At 72.9% G+C, this 17,772-nt stretch carries 19 protein-coding genes, 1 tRNA gene and 1 pseudogene; 6 read left to right on the plus strand and 15 right to left on the minus strand.

The genetic code is table 11. The features are described 5' to 3' along the window. Positions 1-24 precede the first annotated feature (24 nt). From ABIC30_RS13615 to ABIC30_RS13630, 4 genes are all read right to left on the minus strand, one after another. On the minus strand, positions 25-570 hold the full coding sequence (locus ABIC30_RS13615; protein ID WP_042670687.1) for a transglycosylase SLT domain-containing protein: 546 nt from the start codon (positions 568-570) through the stop codon (positions 25-27). Then, positions 530-1,909 carry a flagellar hook-length control protein FliK gene (locus ABIC30_RS13620; RefSeq protein ID WP_234080753.1) on the minus strand — a complete coding sequence of 460 codons (1,380 nt, stop codon included), beginning with the start codon at positions 1,907-1,909 and terminating at the stop codon, positions 530-532. The genes ABIC30_RS13615 and ABIC30_RS13620 overlap by 41 nt, the downstream gene beginning before the upstream one ends. Before the next feature lie 185 nt (positions 1,910-2,094). Beyond that, complete coding sequence (locus tag ABIC30_RS13625) at positions 2,095-3,342, minus strand: chemotaxis protein (protein WP_234080752.1); 1,248 nt, start codon at positions 3,340-3,342, stop codon at positions 2,095-2,097. Next, a complete protein-coding gene (locus tag ABIC30_RS13630; RefSeq protein WP_020093256.1) occupies positions 3,339-3,479 on the minus strand; it encodes a hypothetical protein in 141 nt (46 codons plus the stop codon). Before ABIC30_RS13630 ends, ABIC30_RS13625 begins: the two co-directional genes overlap by 4 nt. Positions 3,480-3,485: 6 nt before the next feature. Between ABIC30_RS13630 and ABIC30_RS13635 the strand changes: the two are divergent. Both ABIC30_RS13635 and flhB read left to right on the plus strand, forming a co-directional pair. After that, positions 3,486-4,181: pseudogene (locus ABIC30_RS13635) on the plus strand (flagellar motor switch protein FliG); the annotation flags it as partial. A 104-nt stretch (positions 4,182-4,285) separates the two neighbouring features. Then, entirely contained in the window at positions 4,286-5,347 is a 1,062-nt protein-coding gene (gene flhB, locus ABIC30_RS13640) for a flagellar biosynthesis protein FlhB (RefSeq protein ID WP_354455434.1), read from the plus strand. A gap of 170 nt (positions 5,348-5,517) precedes the next feature. On the opposite strand, the gene ABIC30_RS13645 is transcribed toward flhB, so the two are convergent. Beyond that, positions 5,518-7,680 carry a malate synthase G gene (locus tag ABIC30_RS13645; protein WP_234080751.1) on the minus strand — a complete coding sequence of 721 codons (2,163 nt, stop codon included), beginning with the start codon at positions 7,678-7,680 and terminating at the stop codon, positions 5,518-5,520. 142 nt (positions 7,681-7,822) lie between these two features. Here ABIC30_RS13645 and ABIC30_RS13650 point away from each other — a divergent pair, with 142 nt between their 5' ends. Next, positions 7,823-8,722: a LysR family transcriptional regulator gene (locus ABIC30_RS13650; protein WP_042670683.1), complete on the plus strand. Its 900-nt coding sequence runs from the start codon at positions 7,823-7,825 to the stop codon at positions 8,720-8,722. A gap of 219 nt (positions 8,723-8,941) precedes the next feature. On the opposite strand, the gene ABIC30_RS13655 is transcribed toward ABIC30_RS13650, so the two are convergent. The 4 genes from ABIC30_RS13655 to ABIC30_RS13670 form a co-directional block, all read right to left on the minus strand. Then, the gene (locus ABIC30_RS13655) at positions 8,942-9,745 is read right to left on the minus strand and encodes a class II aldolase/adducin family protein (protein ID WP_103985006.1); all 804 of its coding nucleotides are present in this window, start codon (positions 9,743-9,745) and stop codon (positions 8,942-8,944) included. A 246-nt stretch (positions 9,746-9,991) separates the two neighbouring features. Further along, positions 9,992-10,594, minus strand: a complete 603-nt coding sequence (locus ABIC30_RS13660; RefSeq protein WP_082557758.1) for a nucleoside deaminase — start codon at positions 10,592-10,594, stop codon at positions 9,992-9,994. A gap of 78 nt (positions 10,595-10,672) precedes the next feature. After that, a complete protein-coding gene (locus ABIC30_RS13665; protein ID WP_042670699.1) occupies positions 10,673-10,927 on the minus strand; it encodes a hypothetical protein in 255 nt (84 codons plus the stop codon). Positions 10,928-11,051: 124 nt separating this feature from the next. Next, on the minus strand, positions 11,052-11,393 hold the full coding sequence (locus ABIC30_RS13670) for a GCG_CRPN prefix-to-repeats domain-containing protein (RefSeq protein ID WP_376738877.1): 342 nt from the start codon (positions 11,391-11,393) through the stop codon (positions 11,052-11,054). Positions 11,394-11,635: 242 nt separating this feature from the next. Between ABIC30_RS13670 and ABIC30_RS13675 the strand changes: the two genes are divergently transcribed. Beyond that, complete coding sequence (locus tag ABIC30_RS13675) at positions 11,636-12,841, plus strand: serine hydrolase domain-containing protein (protein ID WP_081636480.1); 1,206 nt, start codon at positions 11,636-11,638, stop codon at positions 12,839-12,841. A gap of 24 nt (positions 12,842-12,865) precedes the next feature. Here ABIC30_RS13675 and ABIC30_RS13680 read toward each other — a convergent pair whose 3' ends face one another. From ABIC30_RS13680 to ABIC30_RS13700, 5 genes are all read right to left on the minus strand, one after another. Continuing rightward, positions 12,866-14,149 carry an amidase gene (locus tag ABIC30_RS13680; protein WP_103985004.1) on the minus strand — a complete coding sequence of 428 codons (1,284 nt, stop codon included), beginning with the start codon at positions 14,147-14,149 and terminating at the stop codon, positions 12,866-12,868. 61 nt (positions 14,150-14,210) lie between these two features. Beyond that, positions 14,211-14,990: an SDR family oxidoreductase gene (locus ABIC30_RS13685; protein WP_020093245.1), complete on the minus strand. Its 780-nt coding sequence runs from the start codon at positions 14,988-14,990 to the stop codon at positions 14,211-14,213. Positions 14,991-15,163: 173 nt separating this feature from the next. Continuing rightward, positions 15,164-15,301: a hypothetical protein gene (locus ABIC30_RS13690; protein ID WP_020093244.1), complete on the minus strand. Its 138-nt coding sequence runs from the start codon at positions 15,299-15,301 to the stop codon at positions 15,164-15,166. 225 nt (positions 15,302-15,526) lie between these two features. Continuing rightward, positions 15,527-16,024: a hypothetical protein gene (locus ABIC30_RS13695; RefSeq protein WP_020093243.1), complete on the minus strand. Its 498-nt coding sequence runs from the start codon at positions 16,022-16,024 to the stop codon at positions 15,527-15,529. Next, positions 16,021-16,524, minus strand: coding sequence for a hypothetical protein (locus ABIC30_RS13700; RefSeq protein WP_020093242.1), 504 nt, complete (start codon positions 16,522-16,524; stop codon positions 16,021-16,023). The genes ABIC30_RS13695 and ABIC30_RS13700 overlap by 4 nt, the downstream gene beginning before the upstream one ends. 297 nt (positions 16,525-16,821) lie before the next feature. Here ABIC30_RS13700 and ABIC30_RS13705 point away from each other — a divergent pair, with 297 nt between their 5' ends. After that, positions 16,822-17,151 carry a hypothetical protein gene (locus ABIC30_RS13705; protein WP_020093241.1) on the plus strand — a complete coding sequence of 110 codons (330 nt, stop codon included), beginning with the start codon at positions 16,822-16,824 and terminating at the stop codon, positions 17,149-17,151. A 39-nt stretch (positions 17,152-17,190) separates the two neighbouring features. Next, entirely contained in the window at positions 17,191-17,409 is a 219-nt protein-coding gene (locus tag ABIC30_RS13710; RefSeq protein WP_020093240.1) for a hypothetical protein, read from the plus strand. Positions 17,410-17,626: 217 nt separating this feature from the next. Here the strand turns inward: ABIC30_RS13710 and ABIC30_RS13715 are convergent. Next, positions 17,627-17,701, minus strand: a tRNA-Val gene (locus tag ABIC30_RS13715). Positions 17,702-17,772 lie beyond the last annotated feature (71 nt).

The raw sequence follows: 17,772 nt of genomic DNA on the forward strand, positions 1-17,772 counted from the left end.
ATTCTTCCGCCCCGGCCGGGACGATCACCGGCAGAAATGGGCCGCGGCCGGCGTCCACTGGCCGAAGCCCGTGGCGACCATGTTGGCCACGACCCGGCAGATGTAGATCTTCTGCGCCGCGTTGTTGTGCGGGCCGGCATGATAGCGCGCCACGGCCATCGTCCAGCTGCCCTCCCGCCGCTTCAGATCCCGGAGAAATTGCGTCGCGTAGTCCACGTTCGCGCGCGGGTCGATCATGGCCTCGACCGAGGCGAACTTTTCGCCGTGATAGTGGTGGTTGATCTGCATGCAGCCGAGATCGATCAGGCGCGCGCCCCGGCGGCGCGCCGCGGCGAAGTGGGCCAGCACGTCCTGGGGCCCGGTCGCGAAATAGGCCGCCCCTTCGATGTTCATGGCGTAGGGCTGGAGCGAGCCGCGCTTACCCGTCTCCGTGAGGCCGACCGCGTAGAGCACGCCGAGGGGCACGCCGTAACGGGCCGCGGCACGGCCCATCTCGGCCTCGCACACGGTCCCGGCGACCGGGGCGGCGCTACAGATAAACGCCGCCGTCGCGAGGACGTACCGTCTCATCTGTCCGCTCCCCGTCGCGCCTGCCGAGCGTCGGCCGCTGCGCCGCGCGCTGGTCTGCCTGCCGCTGCCCGTCCCCGCCGTGACCCGGCCGGGCGCCGCCGTCGGTGAGCCCGGATTGGCCCTGGGACGGTGATCCGCCCGCGGAGAACCCGGCGTCGCCGGGGCGAACCGGCTCGACAATGATCTCGGGCCGGTAATGCGCGTGCTTGAGCAGTTCGGTGAGGATCGCCGAATCCCGCTGCAGCATCGCCGCCGTCTCGGGACGCGCGGCGCGCAGATGGGTCTCGAGCTGACCGTCGACGAGCCGCAATTCCACCGTGACGATCCCGAGGCTCTCCGGCCGGAGCTGGATCTTGAGCACCCGGAGCGGCCCGTCCTGAGCCGCGGGGATCGCCGGATCGGCGCCGACGCGACGCTCCGGTCCGGCCGCGGTCGCGCGCTCAATCTCCTCCGTGATGGCCGCCGCGATCGTCGGCAGGACGGCGGCGAGTCGGGCCGGCTCGGTCCCGGATCCGTTGCCGGGACCCGGGATGGGGACGCCCGGCGGCCCCTGCCGGCCGGTGGGGGCGAGGAGGAGTCCGGCGATGCCGGAGCGGGGACGGTTGTCCTCGCGTGCCGTGAGCCCCCCCGGCCCATCGATCCCCGTCGCGGTGCGGGCCGACGCATCGGCGCGGGCCGACGCATCGCCGGCTCGAGGCTCGGGATCGGTCGCGAGGGCGACCGTCGCCTTCGGCGGCGCTGCGTTCACCTTCCCGGCGACCGTCCCGGCGATCTGGGTGGCGACTTGCGCGGCAATCTGGGCGGCGATCTGGGCGGCCGGCGCGATCGGAGCAGGATCGGGCCCGGCGACGGCCGGAGCCACCGGTCCGGGGCGGACGGGTCGAGGCTGAGCGTCCGCCGCGTTCGGGACGGCCGGCAACGGGGACGTTGCCGCTGCGGCGGCCGGGAGGGCGTGGCGGGCCGCCTCGGGCAGGACGGGCTTGAAGTGAACCGCCCGGTCGAGAACCTCGACCTGCGGGGGGCCGCCCTGCAGCAGGGTGCCCGGGCTCGGCCCGGCGCGCGGCGACGCGTCCGCGCGGGCCGCCTCGAGATTTCCCACGAGGCTGGTCTCCGGGGCCGCGTCGGGGCCCGCCGGGGATGCGGCGGATGGGGCCGGTCCCGGAGCACCGGTTCCGTGTCCCGCGGGCAGTTCCGGACGGGCCGACAGGACGGCCGCGCTCAGGATCTCGGCGAGCGCCGCGGCGGCGCTGCCGGGATCGCCCGGTGACGGCGGCGGCGCGGGCGATGCGCCGGCTTCGGGCCGCCGATCCTCCCCGGTCGCGCCCTCCGGTTCGTCCATCTCACCTCCGTCGGTCTCGGGTCGGGCCGCGGGAGTTCCCCCTGAGACCGCACGCAGGACCAGGTCGAAGGCGCCCCGCACCGCCGGATCCGGCAGCGCCTGAAGGTCGGCCGCCGGATGCGGGGACGGTGCGACATCCCGATCGGGTTTGGGGACGGGTTTCTGGACCGCGGTGGAGATCGTGTTCACGGGGTCGCCTTGCTGAGCATCAGATCGATCCGGTCGATCGTGGCCTGCGCCTTCGGGATCAGGCTCGCGGGCCCGTCGGTGGGATCCGGCGCCGCCCGCGCCGGCTTCGCGGCGGCGTCGGCCTCCGGCAGGCCGGGCCGGCCGGCGAGCCCGCGTCCGATCGCCTCGGCGGTCGACAGGGCCGTCTCGAGGAGGGGCAGGTCGCGGGCCGTGAGCTTGGCCCTGTCGAGCGATCTCAGCGTCCGCGACCCGGACTGGAACGTCGCCAGGCTCACGATCTCGGCGGCAGCCCGGTAGAGCTGGCCCCGGGTCGCCTCCGCGCTTCCGGGCGCGCACAGCGCGAGGGCCTTCTCGCTGGCGCGGAGCGCCGCGGCCGTCTGACCCGCCTGGATCGCCGTCTGGGCGACCACCAGATACAGGTCGCGCCGGCTCTCGGGACCGAGCTCGTCCAGGATCCTGTTGAGGGTCGCGAAGCGCTCCGCGTCGTGGCCGATATCGAACTGCGTCAGCTGATAGGCCAGTCGCTGCCGGAAGTTGCCCGCGTAGATCGAGTGCGGGAAGCGGCGCAGGTACTGGATCGCCAGCGCCTCGAACGTCTTCAGGTCGCCGATCTGACCGAGGGTGAAGATCTCGCGGCGCAGGGCGCCCTCCTCGGTCAGCGTGCCCGGCAGCAGCACCCGGACGCGGTCGAGCAGGGCGATCGCCCGGATCGGCTGGTCGGGCACGGCGAGCGACGCCTGCGTCAGGCCGATGGCGCCCGCGAGCGTCGGCGGCAGATCTGTCGTGTCGACGTCCTGGAGCAGGCGCCGCGCCTCGGCCTCCCGCCCCTCGACATAGGCGAGCGCCCCGCGCGCGAGCGTCGCTTCGGGCTCGCCGAGGCCGTCCTGCGCCGTCAGCCGGCGCAGGACGGAAGGACCGCCGCCGCTGAGGGCGAACGTGATCGCGGCCCGGATATTGCTCCGGCGGCCCCAAATCTCGGGCGGGACGGCCAGGAGATCCGCGTTGATCCGGGCGATCAGCAGCGGCTGGCTCTCGTGGGCGGCCCGGGAGCCGGCGGCGACCCGATCCTGCAGCAACTGGAGCGTGCGCACCGACTGCACCGGATCGCCCGTCGGCGCCTGCGGCTCTGCGGCCGGGGCGGCGGGAGGGCCGCCCGCCGGTTCCGCGGCGACGGGGGCGGCCCTCCCCGCGATGAGCAGGCCGAGGGCGGCCGCCACGATCCGCCCGGTCCGGGACACCTTCATCCTGGAGATCCCTGCAGGAGAATCTCGATCCGCCGGTTCTCCGGAGCCTTCGGATCCGCGGCGTTGCGCGGCGTCCGGTCCGCGGCGCCCTCGACGCGCCAGATCCGCGCTTCGTCGATCCCGGCCCGGGTGAGCATGTACGCCGCTCGATCTGGGACCGCATCTCCAACGGGTCCGAGACCGCCCTGGCGGGCTACCTGATCAAGGAGCACCCTCAGACCGCGGCGCTCGTGCTGTCCAAGGTCAAGCCGGCCTGCGCCGCCAAGGTGATGGCGCAGTTGCCGGCGCCGCTGCGCAACGGCGTCATGCGGCGGATGCTGACGTTCAAGCCGATCGTCGACGCGACCATGAAGATGATCGAGCAGACCATCCACGAGGACTTCATGATCAACCTGGCGCGCAATGCCGCGGCGGATACCCACTCGCGCATGGCCGACATCGTCAACAAGATGGAGCGCCAGAGCATGGAGGAGGTCCTGGACAACCTCACGCAGACGCGCCCGAAATCGGCCGAGATCCTGAAGAGCCTGCTCTTCACCTTCGACGACATCATCCACATGACGCCGCGGGCGCGGACGACGCTCTTCGATCAGGTCCCGCACGAGAAGGTCATCCTCGCCCTGAAGGGCACGAACGGGCCGTTGCGGAACGTCGTGCTCAGCGCGCTGACCGCCCGCGCCCGGCGCCTCGTCGAGCACGAGCTGGAGGGAGGCGAGCCCGCCGCCCAGCGGGACGTGCTCGACGCGCGCCGCGCGATCACCGACCAGGCGCTCGAGATGGCGTCGCGCGGCGAGATCGAACTCACCCCGGCCGACTCGGATGAGACCTACTTCCGCTAGCACCGTCCCCGGTCGGGGACGGCTCCGGGGCGCCGCTCCGGCGGACGCGTCCCGCCGGGCCGACCGGCGCGGTGCCGTCGGCGGCCCGAGTTCGGGGCGCCGCGATGTCTGAGGACAGGGAGAGCAAGACCGAGGCGGCGAGCGAGAAGAAGATCAGCGACGCGATCGCGGAAGGAAACACGCCGTTCTCGCGGGAAGCGCCCGTCTTCGCCTCCATCCTGGGACTGCTGATCTTCCTGGTCTTCGTGGCGCGGGATCAGGGGCTGCCGCTGGTGCAGAGGCTCGCGCTGATCTTGGAGCAGCCGCGCAACTTCAGCGTGGAGACGAGCCACGACGCGATGCGCCTCGTCCACGCCCTCGCCCTGGAGATGGGCCGCTTCCTGCTGCCGGTCCTGGTCATCCTGCTCGTGGCCGGCATCGCCGCCTCGATCTTCCAGAACGCGCCGCGCGTGGTGTTCGATCGGATCCAGCCGAAATGGTCCCGCATCTCCCCCGTCGCCGGCTGGAATCGGCTCTTCAGTCTGCAGGGGTTCGTCGAGTTCGGGAAAAATCTGTTCAAGTTCTTCGCGATCGGCGGCATGTCCTACATGGTCCTGCACGCGGATCGCCACGAGATCGTCAATGTCATGTTCGTGGATCCAGTCTGGTTGCCCGAATTCCTGCTGACCCTCTCGGTGCGCCTCGTCTCGGCCGTGAGCGTCGCGACGATCGCGCTGGTCGCCGGCGACCTGGTCTGGACCCGCGTGCGCTGGCAGCGCGACCTGCGGATGTCGCGGCAGGAGGTGAAGGACGAGTTCAAGCAGCTCGAGGGCGACCCGCTCGTGAAGGCGAAGATGCGCTCGCTGGCGCAGGACCGGCTGCGCAAGCAGATGATGGCGGCGGTGCCCCGCGCCACCATGATCCTGGCGAACCCGACGCACTACGCGATCGCGCTGCGCTACGACCAGAGCGAGAACGACGCCCCGACGGTTCTGGCCAAGGGCGCGGACCTGATCGCCCTCCGCATCCGCGAGATCGCCGAGAAGCACCGGATCGAGGTCGTCGTCGACAAGGCGCTCACCCGGGCGATGTACGACCATGTCGAGGTCAACCAGGCGATCCCGGCGGAATTCTACCGGGCGGTGGCGAACCTGCTGGTCTACGTGATGACGCGCAAGCGCCGCTGACCGGCACGGCGTGGCCGAGGCGTGGCAGCGGCGTTGACCGGTCGGCCCGTCCCGACCGGCAGAGGCCGCGGACCCTGGCAGATCCGCGGCGCGGCGTTTCAGGCCGCACAGGCCGTCGGCCGGCCCGGGGCGGTCTCGGGGCGCTGCGCGTCCGGGATCCGGGAGCGGCCTCAGGCCGCCCGAACGCGGGCGTCCAGGCGCTTCGCCTCCCGGCGGAACCGGTGCAGCACGAACTCGGTGTAGCCGTTCGGCTGGCCGGCGCCCTCGAAGACCAGGGCCTCGGCGGCGCGGAAGGCCGGCCCGTCGAAGCCGGGGGCCATCGGCCGGTAGGCCCGGTCGCCGGCGTTCTGGCGATCGACGACCTCGGCCATGCGCCGCAGGGCCGCGGCGACCTCGTCGCGGTCCACGATCCCGTGGCGCAGCCAGTTGGCGATGTGCTGGCTGGAGATCCGCAGGGTGGCGCGGTCCTCCATCAGCCCGACCTCGTGGATGTCCGGCACCTTGGAGCAGCCGACGCCCTGGTCGACCCAGCGGACCACGTAGCCCAGGATCCCCTGGCAATTGTTGTCGAGCTCCTCCCGCACCGCCTCCGGCGCGAACGCGCCCTCGGCGAGGGGCAGGGTCAGCATGGCGGCGCGGGTCGCGGGCGCCCGGCCGGCGAGCGCCGCCTGGCGGGCGCGGACATCCACCTGATGGTAGTGGAGCGCGTGGAGCGTCGCGGCGGTCGGCGACGGCACCCAGGCGGTGTTGGCGCCCGCCTCCGGGTGGGCGCCCTTGGCGTCGAGCATCGCCGCCATCCGGTCGGGGGCGGCCCACATGCCCTTGCCGATCTGCGCGTGGCCGGGCAGGCCGCAGGCGAGGCCGGCATCGACGTTGCCGTCCTCGTAGGCCTGGATCCAGGCGGTCGCCTTCATGGCATCCTTGCGGACCACGGGGCCGGCCTCCAGCGAGGTGTGGATCTCGTCGCCGGTCCGGTCGAGGAAGCCGGTGTTGATGAAGAACAGCCGGTCCGACGCCGCGGCGATCGCCGCCTTGAGGTTGAGCGTCGTGCGCCGCTCCTCGTCCATGACGCCGATCTTGAGCGTCCGCGGCGCGAGGCCGACCAGCGCCTCGACCTGCCCGAACAGCGCCACCGCGAAGGCGACCTCGTCGGGACCGTGCAGCTTGGGCTTGACCATGTAGACCGAGCCGGTCCGGCTGTTGCGGAGCGGACCGGTGCCCTTCAGGTCGTGCAGGGCGATCAGCGCGGTGACGGCCGCGTCGAGGAACGTCTCCGGGATCTCGGCGCCGTCGAGGGTCACGGCGTCGGTGTACATGTGGTGGCCGACATGCCGGACCAGCATCAGCGACCGTCCCGGCAGGGTCAGGCGCCCGCCATCGGGGGCCGTGAAGGTCCGGTCCTCGGCGAGCCGCCGCTCGACCGTGCGGCCGCCCTTGGACAGGGTGGCGGTCAGATCACCGCGCATCAGGCCGAGCCAGCTCCGGTAGACCGCGACCTTGTCGGCCGAGTCCACGGCCGCCACCGAATCCTCCATGTCCATGATGGTCGAGAGGGCGGCCTCCAGCACCACGTCGGCGATGCCGGCCGGGTCGGTGCGGCCGATCGGGCTCGCGCGGTCGATGACGACCTCGATGTGCAGGCCGTTGTGGCGCAGCAGGAGCGCGGTCGGCGCCGCGGCGTCGCCGGTGTAGCCCGCGAAGGCGGACGATCCGGTCAGGCCGGCGCTGCGACCGGCGCCGAGATCGGCGGCCAGGCGGCCGTCCGTCACCGAGAAGCCCACGGCATCCGCCCAGGAGCCGACGCTCAGCGGCGCGGTCGCGTCGAGGAACGCCTTGGTCCTGGCCACCACCGCGGCGCCGCGGGCCGGGTTGAACCCGGCGCCGGGCGCGAGCTCGCCGTCCTGCGGGATCGCGTCGGTGCCGTAGAGGGCGTCGTAGAGGCTGCCCCAGCGGGCATTGGCGGCGTTCAGCGCGTAGCGGGCGTTGGAGATCGGCACCACGAGCTGCGGCCCGGCGATGGCGGCGATCTCCGCGTCCACGTTCTCGGTGGTCACCCGCACGGTCTCGGGCTCCGGCTGCAGGTAGCCGATCCGCGTCAGGTAGTCCGCGTAAGCCGCCGGATCGTGCGGCGCTCCGCGATGGTCGCGGTGCCAGGAGTCGATGTCGGCCTGGAGGCCGTCGCGCCGGTCGAGCAGCGCCCGGTTGTGCGGTGCGAGATCGCGGACGATCGCGGCGAAGCCCGACCAGAACTGGTCGGCCGAGAGACCGGTCCCGGGCAGCGCTTCCTCGGAGACGAAGGTGCGGAGATCCTCGGCGACGACGAGCTTCGACATGGCGATCCTCGGGGATGCGTGGCGACGCGCGTCAGAAAAAATCGAACGCGCCGTGAAAAATTTTTGATGTCTCCTCGATAGATCGCTTGGCATCCGCGAGAAAGGCGGCAAAAGGGATTTGATTTTTTCCGCAGCGTTGACAATGCACGACCAGAGCGACTTGGAGATCTTCGCCCGGGTGGTCCGCACCGGCAGCCTCACCCAGGCCGGCTCGGAGCTCGGCCTGTCGGTCGCGGTGGTGTCGAAGCGGCTGAAGAGGCTGGAGGAACGGCTCGCCGTGCGCCTGCTGCATCGCACCACGCGGCGGGTGGCGCCCACGGATGTCGGGGCGGCCTTCTTCGAGCGGATCGCGCCGATCGTCGACGCCATCGCGGAGGCCGAGAGCCTCGTGTCGCAGACGGCGACGCGGGCGCGGGGGACGCTCCGGGTCACGGCGCCGAGCTCCTTCGGGCGCCTGCACATCGTCCCGCACCTGCGGGCCTTCTTCGCCCTCCATCCCGGCATCGTGCTCAACTTGGAGTTGAGCGACGATTTCGAGTCGATCGTCGAGCGCGGCTACGACCTCGCGATCCGGGTCGGCGCGCTGGAGAGTTCCGGGCTGACGGCGGTGCGCCTCGCGCCGGTGCAGCGGGTCCTCTGCGCGCGGCCGAGCTACCTCGACGCGGCCGGGCGGCCGCGGAGCCTCGACGACCTGCGCGGCCATGTCTGCCTCGCCACCGAGAACCAGAATCCCTGGCGGCTGGTCGGGCCGGAGGGCCCCTGCACGGTCGGCGCGTCGGGGCCGCTGCGCACCCATTCCAACGAGGTGGTGCGCGAGGCCGTGATCGGCGGCCTCGGGATCGCGCTGCGCTCCACCTGGGACGTGCACGCGGAGCTGCGCGACGGCCTGCTGGAGGTGGTGCTGCCGGCCTACGCGGCGGCGGCCTCGGCCGGCATCTTCGCGGTCTACCCGAGCCGGGCCTTCGTGCCGGCCAAGACCCGGGCCTTCATCGCGTTCCTCAAGCAGACCTACCGGTCGAGCGGGGCCTGGGCAGACGGGTGAGGCCCGTGCTGCGGCGTCTCGCTCCTGCTGAGCGGGAGACGCCCGCTCGACGTCTCACGCCGTCGCCGATCGCGGTACCGCCGTCGTTGCGGGTGGAGCGAAGCAGTCCGGTCGGCGTGACGAGGTCGGACGTCGCGCTGCCCTGGGTCGCTTCGCCGCGCTCGCGATGACGGAGAGCGGCGCATCGACCGAACGGCTCAGCCGGCGGCCGTGCCGCCCTCAGCCGTTCGCGAAGAAATCCGGATCCGTCCGCGCCAGCATCCGCTTGAACGCCGCCCACTCGTTGTCGGGCGCCCCCTGGACCACGACGCGGTCGTAGCCGGCGGCGTACTGCCCGGCGGTCTTGGTGGCGACGGCGGAGGAGGGCCGGATCACCGGCGCGCCCGCCGCCTGGATCGCCAGCTGCGCCCGGCACGAGCGCTCCAGGTTGTGCATCAGCCGGAACGCCTCGCCGACCGTGCGGCCGCAGGTCAGCAGGCCGTGGTTGCGCAGCACCATCACGGGCTTGTCGCCGAGATCGGCCACCAGCCGCTCCCGCTCGTCGAGGTCGAGGGCGATGCCCTCGTAGGCGTGGTAGGCGACGCGCCCCGTGAACTGCATCGACCACTGGTTCAGGGGCAGGAGCCCCTCCTCCTGGCAGGAGACCGCCACGCCCGCGACCGTGTGGGTGTGCAGCACGCAGATCGCGTCGTGGCGCGCGGCGTGGATGGCGCTGTGGATCGTGAACCCGGCCGGGTTGATGCCGAGCCCCATCGGATCCTCGAGCACCTTCCCGTCGATGTCGACGGTGACGAGGTTCTCCGGCGACACCTCCTCGAAGCGCATCCCGTAGGGGTTGATCAGGAACCGGTGCCCGGCGCCCGGCAGCCGCGCCGAGATGTGGGTGTAGATGCTGTCGTCGAGGCCCAGCCGATGGATCAGCCGGTAGGCGGCCGCGAGGTCGACGCGCATCGCGCGGATCGCGGCGCGATCGGCGAGGTCCGTATCCCGGTCCGCGACGGTCGACGGTGTGGCTGCGCTCATGCGACGGCTCCCTGCCGGTCGGCCCTGTCGGCCCTCCGGGATCGCCGCCCGGCGCAGGCGGTCCCGCGATCCCCGGGCGCCCGAGGCGGGGGCTCGGGGCGAGGTCCGGGAATCGCCGGCAGGGTGCACCAGGGCGGGCGGCCCGGCAATCCGGTGGGATGCGGCGGGACCTCCGGGGGAGCGACGGCCGCGTTCCACCGGATTGCCGGGCCGCGCGGGCGGTCGCCCGAGCCGTCTTCCAGTCCCTTACTTGGACGGGCGATCGCCGGGCGGAAAGAGCGCGAGCGCCTCCTCCGCCAGGACGCCGCCCGTGATCGCGATCGGGCGGAACGCCGACCGGTCCGCGACCTCCGTGCAGGTGATCATGATCTGGTCGATCTTCGTGGCGAGCTGCTGCAGCGAGGCGGCGAAGACGACGCGCGAGATCCCGCACCAGACGATCGCGCCCATGCACATCGCGCAGGGTTCGCCGGACGTGTAGAGGGTCGTCCCCCGCAGCGCCTCCGGCCCGTGCTCCGCGAGGAAGCGGCGGATCGCCACCATCTCGCCGTGCGCCGTGGGATCGCGCTGCTGCTTCCCGAGATTCAGGCCCCGGGCGCGGATCTCGCCCTCCGCGACGATGACGGCGCCGAACGGGAAGTCGGCGCGGCGCGCCTCGGCGATGGCCGCCCGCATGAAGGTCTCGTCCGCGGCCGTGGCCGGCGCGGCGGTGGTCGCCGACGCGGGGCGCGCGCCCGTCGACAGCGCCACGCCGAGCGCCGCGGCCCCGAGGAACGCGCGCCGGCCCGCATCGGGCGCGACGGGCGGTGCGTGGCCGTGCGGCCCGGTGCCGCGGAGCTTGCTCGTCATGATCGGTTCCGCTGAGCTGTCTCGAGGGGCCGTCCCGGCGGCCGCGACCGCGGCCCGGGGCCGTCCTAGAAGCGCTGCCTAGAAGCGCTGATCGGTGCGGCCGGGGTTGGGGCCGCGGCCGTGATAGGACGCCATGCACAGGTGCCAGATCTGCGAACCGAGGTCGTAGAGGCTGAGGTTGTTCGGGTTGGGGTAGCTGAAGATCTGGGCCCGCGCCTGCTCGCGGCAGGCGGCGTCCTGCGGGCTCTGGATGGGTGGCTCCGGCACGGATTGCGCCGCCGCCCCCGTGGTCAGGGCAATCGCGGTCGCGAAGGCAATCAGCGGGAGGCGCATCGTCACAGGTCTCCGAATACGGCGCCGCGGCGGCCGCTGTCCGGCCGGCCGCGGATCTGGGAAGCGGTATGTGGGGCCGGCGGCGCTCCGGGCGAGACCGTCCGGAGCGCCGCCGGCGCGTTCGTCAGCGGCGACGCCAGTGGTAGCTGCGATGCCAATGATAGTTGCGATGCCAATGATAGTTGCGGTGCCAGCGATAGTTGCGATGCCAGCGATAGTTGTAGGTCCGGTAGAAGCGCCGGCCTCCGTAGTAGCGGGCTCCGTAGAAGGCAGGGCCCGGGCCGTAGAACCGGCGGGCGTTCGGGACGCACCGGCCCCACGGGTTGAGGTGGAATCCGGGCCCGCACCAGTAGCCGACCCGGGTCAGCCCGCTCGCGTCGCCGGCCAGCGGCGCCGGTGAGAGCGGGGCCGCCGACGCCGGGCCCGCCAGGCCCAGGCCGCTCAACACAAGGGCCACGAGCCCCATCATCCGCATGAAATGCACGGCGTGATCCTCCCGCGACCGGCGCGCTGTCCGCGTCCGGATCGTGCATCATGCTGCTTGCGAGCTAAGATTAATGTCAATGGCCCGCATTCAGTCAATACCTGTATCAACTACGCATCATCATTTATGAGCCGCGCGATTTCCGTTCTGTATTCAGTGTTCGTCAATGCATCCGTTCCAATCTGACGCACCCGGCGCGCCGGTGACGGATCGGGAGGAGGACCATGAACAGCACGGATCGTCGGGCCGGCGGACGGTCTCGACCCATCGTGACGGCCGGCCTCGCCGCCCTCGTCCTCGCGCTCGCCGCCGGTCCCGGCGGCGCGCAGGACGGCTTCGGTGAGGGGGCCGGGCGCCCGGCCGACCTCGCGGCCGGCGCGGAGGTGGACGCGCTGCGGCCGGTCGTCGAGCGCTTGGCCGGCGCCTGGGTCGCGCGCGGGGCGATCCCGGGCCTGATCGTGGGCGTGAGCCACCGGGGGCGGCGCAGCTACTTCGGGTTCAACGGGGCCGGCGGCGCGCCCTACCGGTCCGACACGATCGTGGAGATCGGCTCGATCACCAAGGTGTTCACGACCGCACTGTTCGCCGAGGCCGTCGATGCGGGCCGCCTGCGTCCCGACACGCCGCTGCAGGAGCTGTTGCCGAACCTGCGGCTCCGGCCCTGCACGGCCCAGATCACGCCGCTGCAGCTCGCCGACTTCACCTCGGGGATGCCGACGCTGCCGGGCGACCTGCCGCGTGCCCTGGCGGAGCGCAGCGTCCGGACCTACCCGCCGGAAGCGTTCCTGGCCTGGGTGTCGCGCTGGAGCCCGGAGGGATCCGAGGCGGGCGGCTGCGCCCTGCCCGCCCCCTACCGGTACTCGAATGCCGGCATCGGCCTGCTCGGCTACGTTCTCTCCGAACGTCTCGGCGCGCCGTGGGAGAGCCTCGTGCACGAGCGGATCACCGGGCCGCTCGGGATGACCAGCACGGCGGTCACCGTGAAGCCGGCCGACCGCGCGCGTCTCGCGCAGGGCTACGGGATGGAGGGCCAGCCGGTCATGCCCTGGCCGGTCTTCGCGTGGTACGCCGCGGGAGCGCTCCGCTCGACCGCCACCGACATGCTCGCCTTCGGCGAGGCGGCGCTCGGGCACGAGGCGGTGAACGGCGCGCCCGTGCCGCCAGCGCTCACCCGGGCGCTGCGCGAGGCGATGACGCCGCTCTACCAGCCGGAGGGACAGACCTTCCGGCAGGGCATGGCCTGGATCGAGGAGATCGGCGACCCGGACGCGGGCCAGCGGCCGGTCTTCCTGAAGGTCGGGGGGACCGACGGCTTCAACAGCGTGGTCGTCGTCAATCCGGGCAAGGATCTCGTCGTCTTCGTGGCCGGCGGCCAGCCGAAGATCGGCGCGGAGCGCCTCGGCGTGGCGCTGTCCCGCCAGATCCGCTGAGCGGGCCCGGGCCGCGCGGGGCGCTCACCCCGCCAGCGCGGCCTCGATCCCGGCCCCGATCGCCAGGAGCCGGCGGTCCTGTCCGTGCCGGGCCAGCAGCATCAGGCCCGCCGGCCGGGGCAGGCCCGGCATCGGCAGGGACAGGCCGGTGAGATCGAAGAAGTTGCCGAAGGCGGTGTTGCGCAGCATCAGGCGATTGGCCGCCAGGAAGGCCGCGTCGTCCGCCGCCAGCGGGGCGGTGAGCGGCGCCGTCGCGGCGGTCGCCGGAAGCGCCAGCACGTCGAGCGGGGCGAGGTGCCGGTCGAAGGCGGCGATCAGCGCGGCCCGCCGGCGCATCGTCCGGATGTAGCCCGCGGCCGTCGCATTCCGGCCGGCCACGATGCGGCGATGCACCCGCGGGTCGTAGCGGCCGGCCGCGCTGTCCAGCCAGTCGGCGTGGATCGCCGTGGCCTCGATCGCCGCGAGGGAGCCGTCCGGGAGCGCCGCGTCCATGGCGGCGAGGTGGTCGTCGATCGGGTGATCGGCGATCCGGGCGCCGGCCCGGGACAGGCGGGACAGCACCCGCTCGAAGGCCTCGGCGACCGGCGCCTCCGTCTCGGTGAACAGCAGGCCCCGCGGCACGCCGATGCGCAGGCCGGCGACGGCGAGCGCCTCCAGCGGCGCGGGCTCCTCGCCCGCCATCACGGCGTCGGCGGCCGCGCAATCCGCGACCGTCCGGGCGAGCGGCCCCAGGGAATCGAGGGCGTAGGACAGCGGGAACGCCCCCTCCAGCGGCACGCGGCTCGCGGTCGGCTTGAAGCCGACGACGCCGTTCAGCGAGGCCGGGATCCGAACGGAGCCGCCCGTGTCGGACCCGATCGCGATGTCGCTCGTCCCCTGCCCCACCGAGACCCCGGCGCCGGAGGACGAGCCCCCCGGGATGCGCGCCGGATCGGCGGCGTTGCCGGGGGTGCCGTAATGCGGGTTGAGGCCGAGCCCCGAGAAGGCGAACTCGGACATGTTGGTCTTGCCCAGGATCACCGCGCCGGCGCGGCGCAGGCGGGCGACCACCGGGGCGTCGGACCGCGCCGGCGCCGCGTCGGCCAAGAGGACCGAGCCGGCGCGCGTCGTCTCGCCCGCCACGTCGAACAGGTCCTTGATCGAGACCATCGCGCCGTCGAGGGGGCCGAGGGAGATCCCGTCCCGGCGGCGCGCATCGGCGGCGTCCGCCGCCGCGCGGGCCTGCTCCGGGTAGAGGCGGGTGAAGACCGCCGGGTCCCCCGCGGCGATCCGGGCCAGCCGGGCCTCGAGGGTCTCGCGTACGCTCATGGTCCTCACCGCATGATCTGATCCGGCCCTGCAAGCGGAGGGCCGGTCGGGCCGGTCCGCGTCAGAACGTGCCGGGATAGGCGCCGCCATCCATCAGCAGGTTCTGCCCGGTGATGAAGCCCGCCTGCTGGCTGCACAGGAACGCGCAGGCGGCGCCGAACTCGTCGGGGTGGCCGAAGCGGCCGGCGGGGTTGTCGCGGGCCCGCGCCTCCAGGAACGCCTCAACGGAGGTGCCGGCCTTGGCGGCCCCCGCGGCGGCGTTGCCGCGGATCCGGTCGGTGTCGAAGGGGCCGGGCAGCAGGTTGTTGATCGTCACGCCGTGCCGCACGGTCTTGCGCGCCAGGCCGGCCACGAAGCCCGTCAGCCCCGAGCGGGCGCCGTTCGACAGGCCGAGATGCTCGATCGGCGCCTTCACGGCGCCGGAGGTGATGTTGACGATCCGGCCGAACCCGCGGTCGATCATCCCGTCGACCGTCGCCTTGATGAGCGCGATCGGCGCCAGCATGTTGGCGTCGAGCGCCCGGATCCAGGCGTCGCGGTCCCACTCGCGGAAATCGCCGGGGGGCGGGCCGCCGGCATTGTTGACCAGGATGTCGGGCTCGGGGCAGGCGGCGAGCGCGGCCGCCCGGCCGGCCTCGGTGGCGATGTCGCCCGCGACGGCGGTGACGGTGACGCCCGTCGCGGCGCGGATCTCGTCCGCGGTCCGCTCCAGCGTCTCCGCGGTGCGGGCCGTGATCGTCACCGCGACGCCCTCCCGGGCGAGCGCCAGGGCGCAGCCCTTGCCCAGTCCCTTGCTCGCCGCGCAGACGAGCGCCCGGCGTCCGCTCAAGCCGAGATCCATGGGAAGCCTCCGTGAGCCGGCCCTCGCCGCGAGGGCGTCCGGCGCGTCATAGCGCGCCGGGTGCCGTCTCCGGAAGCGGCCCGGGACGGGGCGCGGGGCCTCTCGGGGTCTCTCCGCCTCCGGAGGGCCGGTTCGGCGGCGGGCGCCTCACGGCCGGAACCGGGATCCGGCGCTCACCACGTGCGCAGGTCGCGGGCGCCGGGCACGTCCGGACGCTCCTCCCGCTCCGGAGCGACGAAGCCCGCCCACAGCAGGGCCACCGCCCCGGTGAGGAGCGGGAGGGACGTGCTGAGGACGAGGCTGAGGGTCACGGCGATCCTGCCAGGCGGACGGTGTCGAGGCGACGAGATCAGAATTCCATATCCTGAGAATTGTTTTCGACGACTTAAGGCGAGTGCTCGTAATTGCGGGAACCTGAGGGAAATCTGCGCGGCCGGCCCGCGTCGCGGCGGCCATCGCGCGTGATGGCGGCGTCGGACGCTCGGCCGAGGCCGACGCATCGCGGGTCCGCGCGATCCCGGCCGGTGCGCGCCGGCTCAGGGCTGATCCGCCGCTCCGGACAGGGCGCCGAACTCGTTGACCATGCACTCGTGCATCCGGCGCAGCCACGCCCGCGCCTCGGCCCGCTGGGCCTCCGCCCGTTCGGCCCGCTCGTCCGACGCGCGGGCCTGCGCCTCGGCCCGCTCGGCCCGGGCGAGCGCCGCCTGCAGGAGCGCCTCGGCGTGGCGGGCCCGCTCCTCGGCCGCGCGGAGCGCCGTCTCGGCCGCCCGCACGGAACTCTGAGCCTCCCGGACGGAGTCGCGGGCGCTCGCCTGCAGGGCGCGGACCCGCGCCGCGGCGCCGCGCACGGCGGTCAGGGAGGTCGACCAGTCATCCTCGGCCGCCGGGGAGGCGGGCGCGGGGGATGCGGCCGCGGCGCCGGAGAACAGCGCCACGACCCGGTCGATCGGGTCGGCGTGGCCGTCGCGCGGCAGGGCCGGGTCGGACAGGGGATGGGGCACCGTCGGCTCGGCCCACGCGCGGGCGGCACTCATGCCGCGGCCTGCTCGGTGAGGTCCGAGAACTCGGACAGGATCGCCTGCTGGACACGGTCCAGCCAGTCCTCGGCCTGCCGGGCCCGATCCTCGGCGGCGCGGGCGCGGGCCTCGGCCGCCTTGGCGCGCTCCTCGGCGGCGACGACCTGCGCCTCGGCGCGCAGCTGGGCCTCGCGCGCCTGCATCTCGGCCATCCGGGCGCGCTCGTTGGAGGCGTGGACCTCCTCGCGGACCTGATCCAGCACCTGCTCGATCCGCGCCTCCCGCTCGCGCGCCTGGGCCTCGATCACGCGCGCTTGGCGGGCGGCGGTCTGCACCCGGTGGATCAGCGCGTCCCAGTCCCGCGGCGCGGCCGGCGGTGTCGGGGACTCGGCCCGCGCGTGCAGCGACGCGACGGCGCGCAGGACGTTGCCGAGGTCGGGTTCGGACGCGGCGCCGCGCTTGGCCTTGTCTGCGGGCCGGAACCGAGGATCGCTCAGAAGCCTCTGCAGCTCGCTCACGGATCCCCTGCTCCCTGTGTACGCGATTCTGATCCGACTAAGCTGTTTAGAATGGTTAACGAAGGATTAAACGACGGGCGATCGGGTATTGGACAATTGATGACGGCGGCCGATCCGCGCGCGTCGGCCACGGCCGGGCGGGCCTCGCGCCGGGCCCCGGATCGCCGGATCGAAGCCGGCGGCAGGATTGCCGGCGCGCTCGCCGGATGTGCTGTTTGATACGGAATTCGCGCCCGGAATGACCGCGTATTCAGCTCATCGGTACGGGCTGAAATGGTTGTTCTGTAGGAGATCGCGATGGCCGGGAACCGCATGGAAGAGGCCTGGAGGCCGGCCTTCAAGACCGGACAGATCTTCTTCGGGCACCCGCAGGAATGCTGTGACTGCCTGATCTGGGAGCTCAGGACATCCGGGGCGCGGATCGAGGTCCAGCCGGAGGCGGTGCCACCGCAGGCCGTCCGGCTCGTCTCGATCGCCCTGCTGCTGAACCAAGCCTGCGAGGTCGTCGCGCGCGAGGGCCGGACGATCGAGCTGAGGTTCTCCCCCCGTCCGGAGCCCGCGGGCGGTGCGCCCGACGCGACGCGGCCCGTGCTCGGCCGCACGCTGTTCCCGCCGCACCGGCCATAAGTCTCCCGCATCACCGCGAAGCACCCGAGGAGGTGCGTCATGACCGCTCCGCAAGTCATCGCAACGATCTTCTTCCTAGTCTCGGTCGGTTCGGCGACGACGCTGGCCCTCATGGCGGCGGCCTCGGCCGTGCTGGACGCGGTCGCGAAGACCTGCGACCGCGCGCGGCCGGACGCGGGACGGGACCGCTCGCGCCGTGTCACGGAGGCCGCCTGTCGGCTGCGCCGCGCGGCCCTCGCCCGCGCCGCGATCCCGTAGGATCCCGGTCCCGCCGACGGGTCGGGCATCGGTTCTGCTCGAGCCTCGCCGTCTCGCCACGCGAGAGGAGGCACGAGCGACGCCGTGAGGGAGGAGCGGGCAGGCGCGATTCCGGAGGCCGCGACGGGTTCGGAGAACCCCTCTCGGTGGGCGATCCTGCCGTGACGTCAGTCTGGGGCGTTCAATCTGGAGACGGGCCGGGAGTCACGGCGTCGAATGGTGGAGACGACAGGGATCGAACCTGTGACCTTTCCCATGTCAAGGGAATGCACTACCGCTGTGCTACGTCTCCGTATCGACCGCGATCAGGTTCGACGAACCTGCAAGCCATCGAAATAGTCCAGACTGCTCAGTAACTTATGA

Origin of the sequence: Methylobacterium sp. 1030 (assembly GCF_040544715.1) — a bacterium.
Taxonomy (GTDB): Bacteria; Pseudomonadota; Alphaproteobacteria; order Rhizobiales; family Beijerinckiaceae; genus Methylobacterium.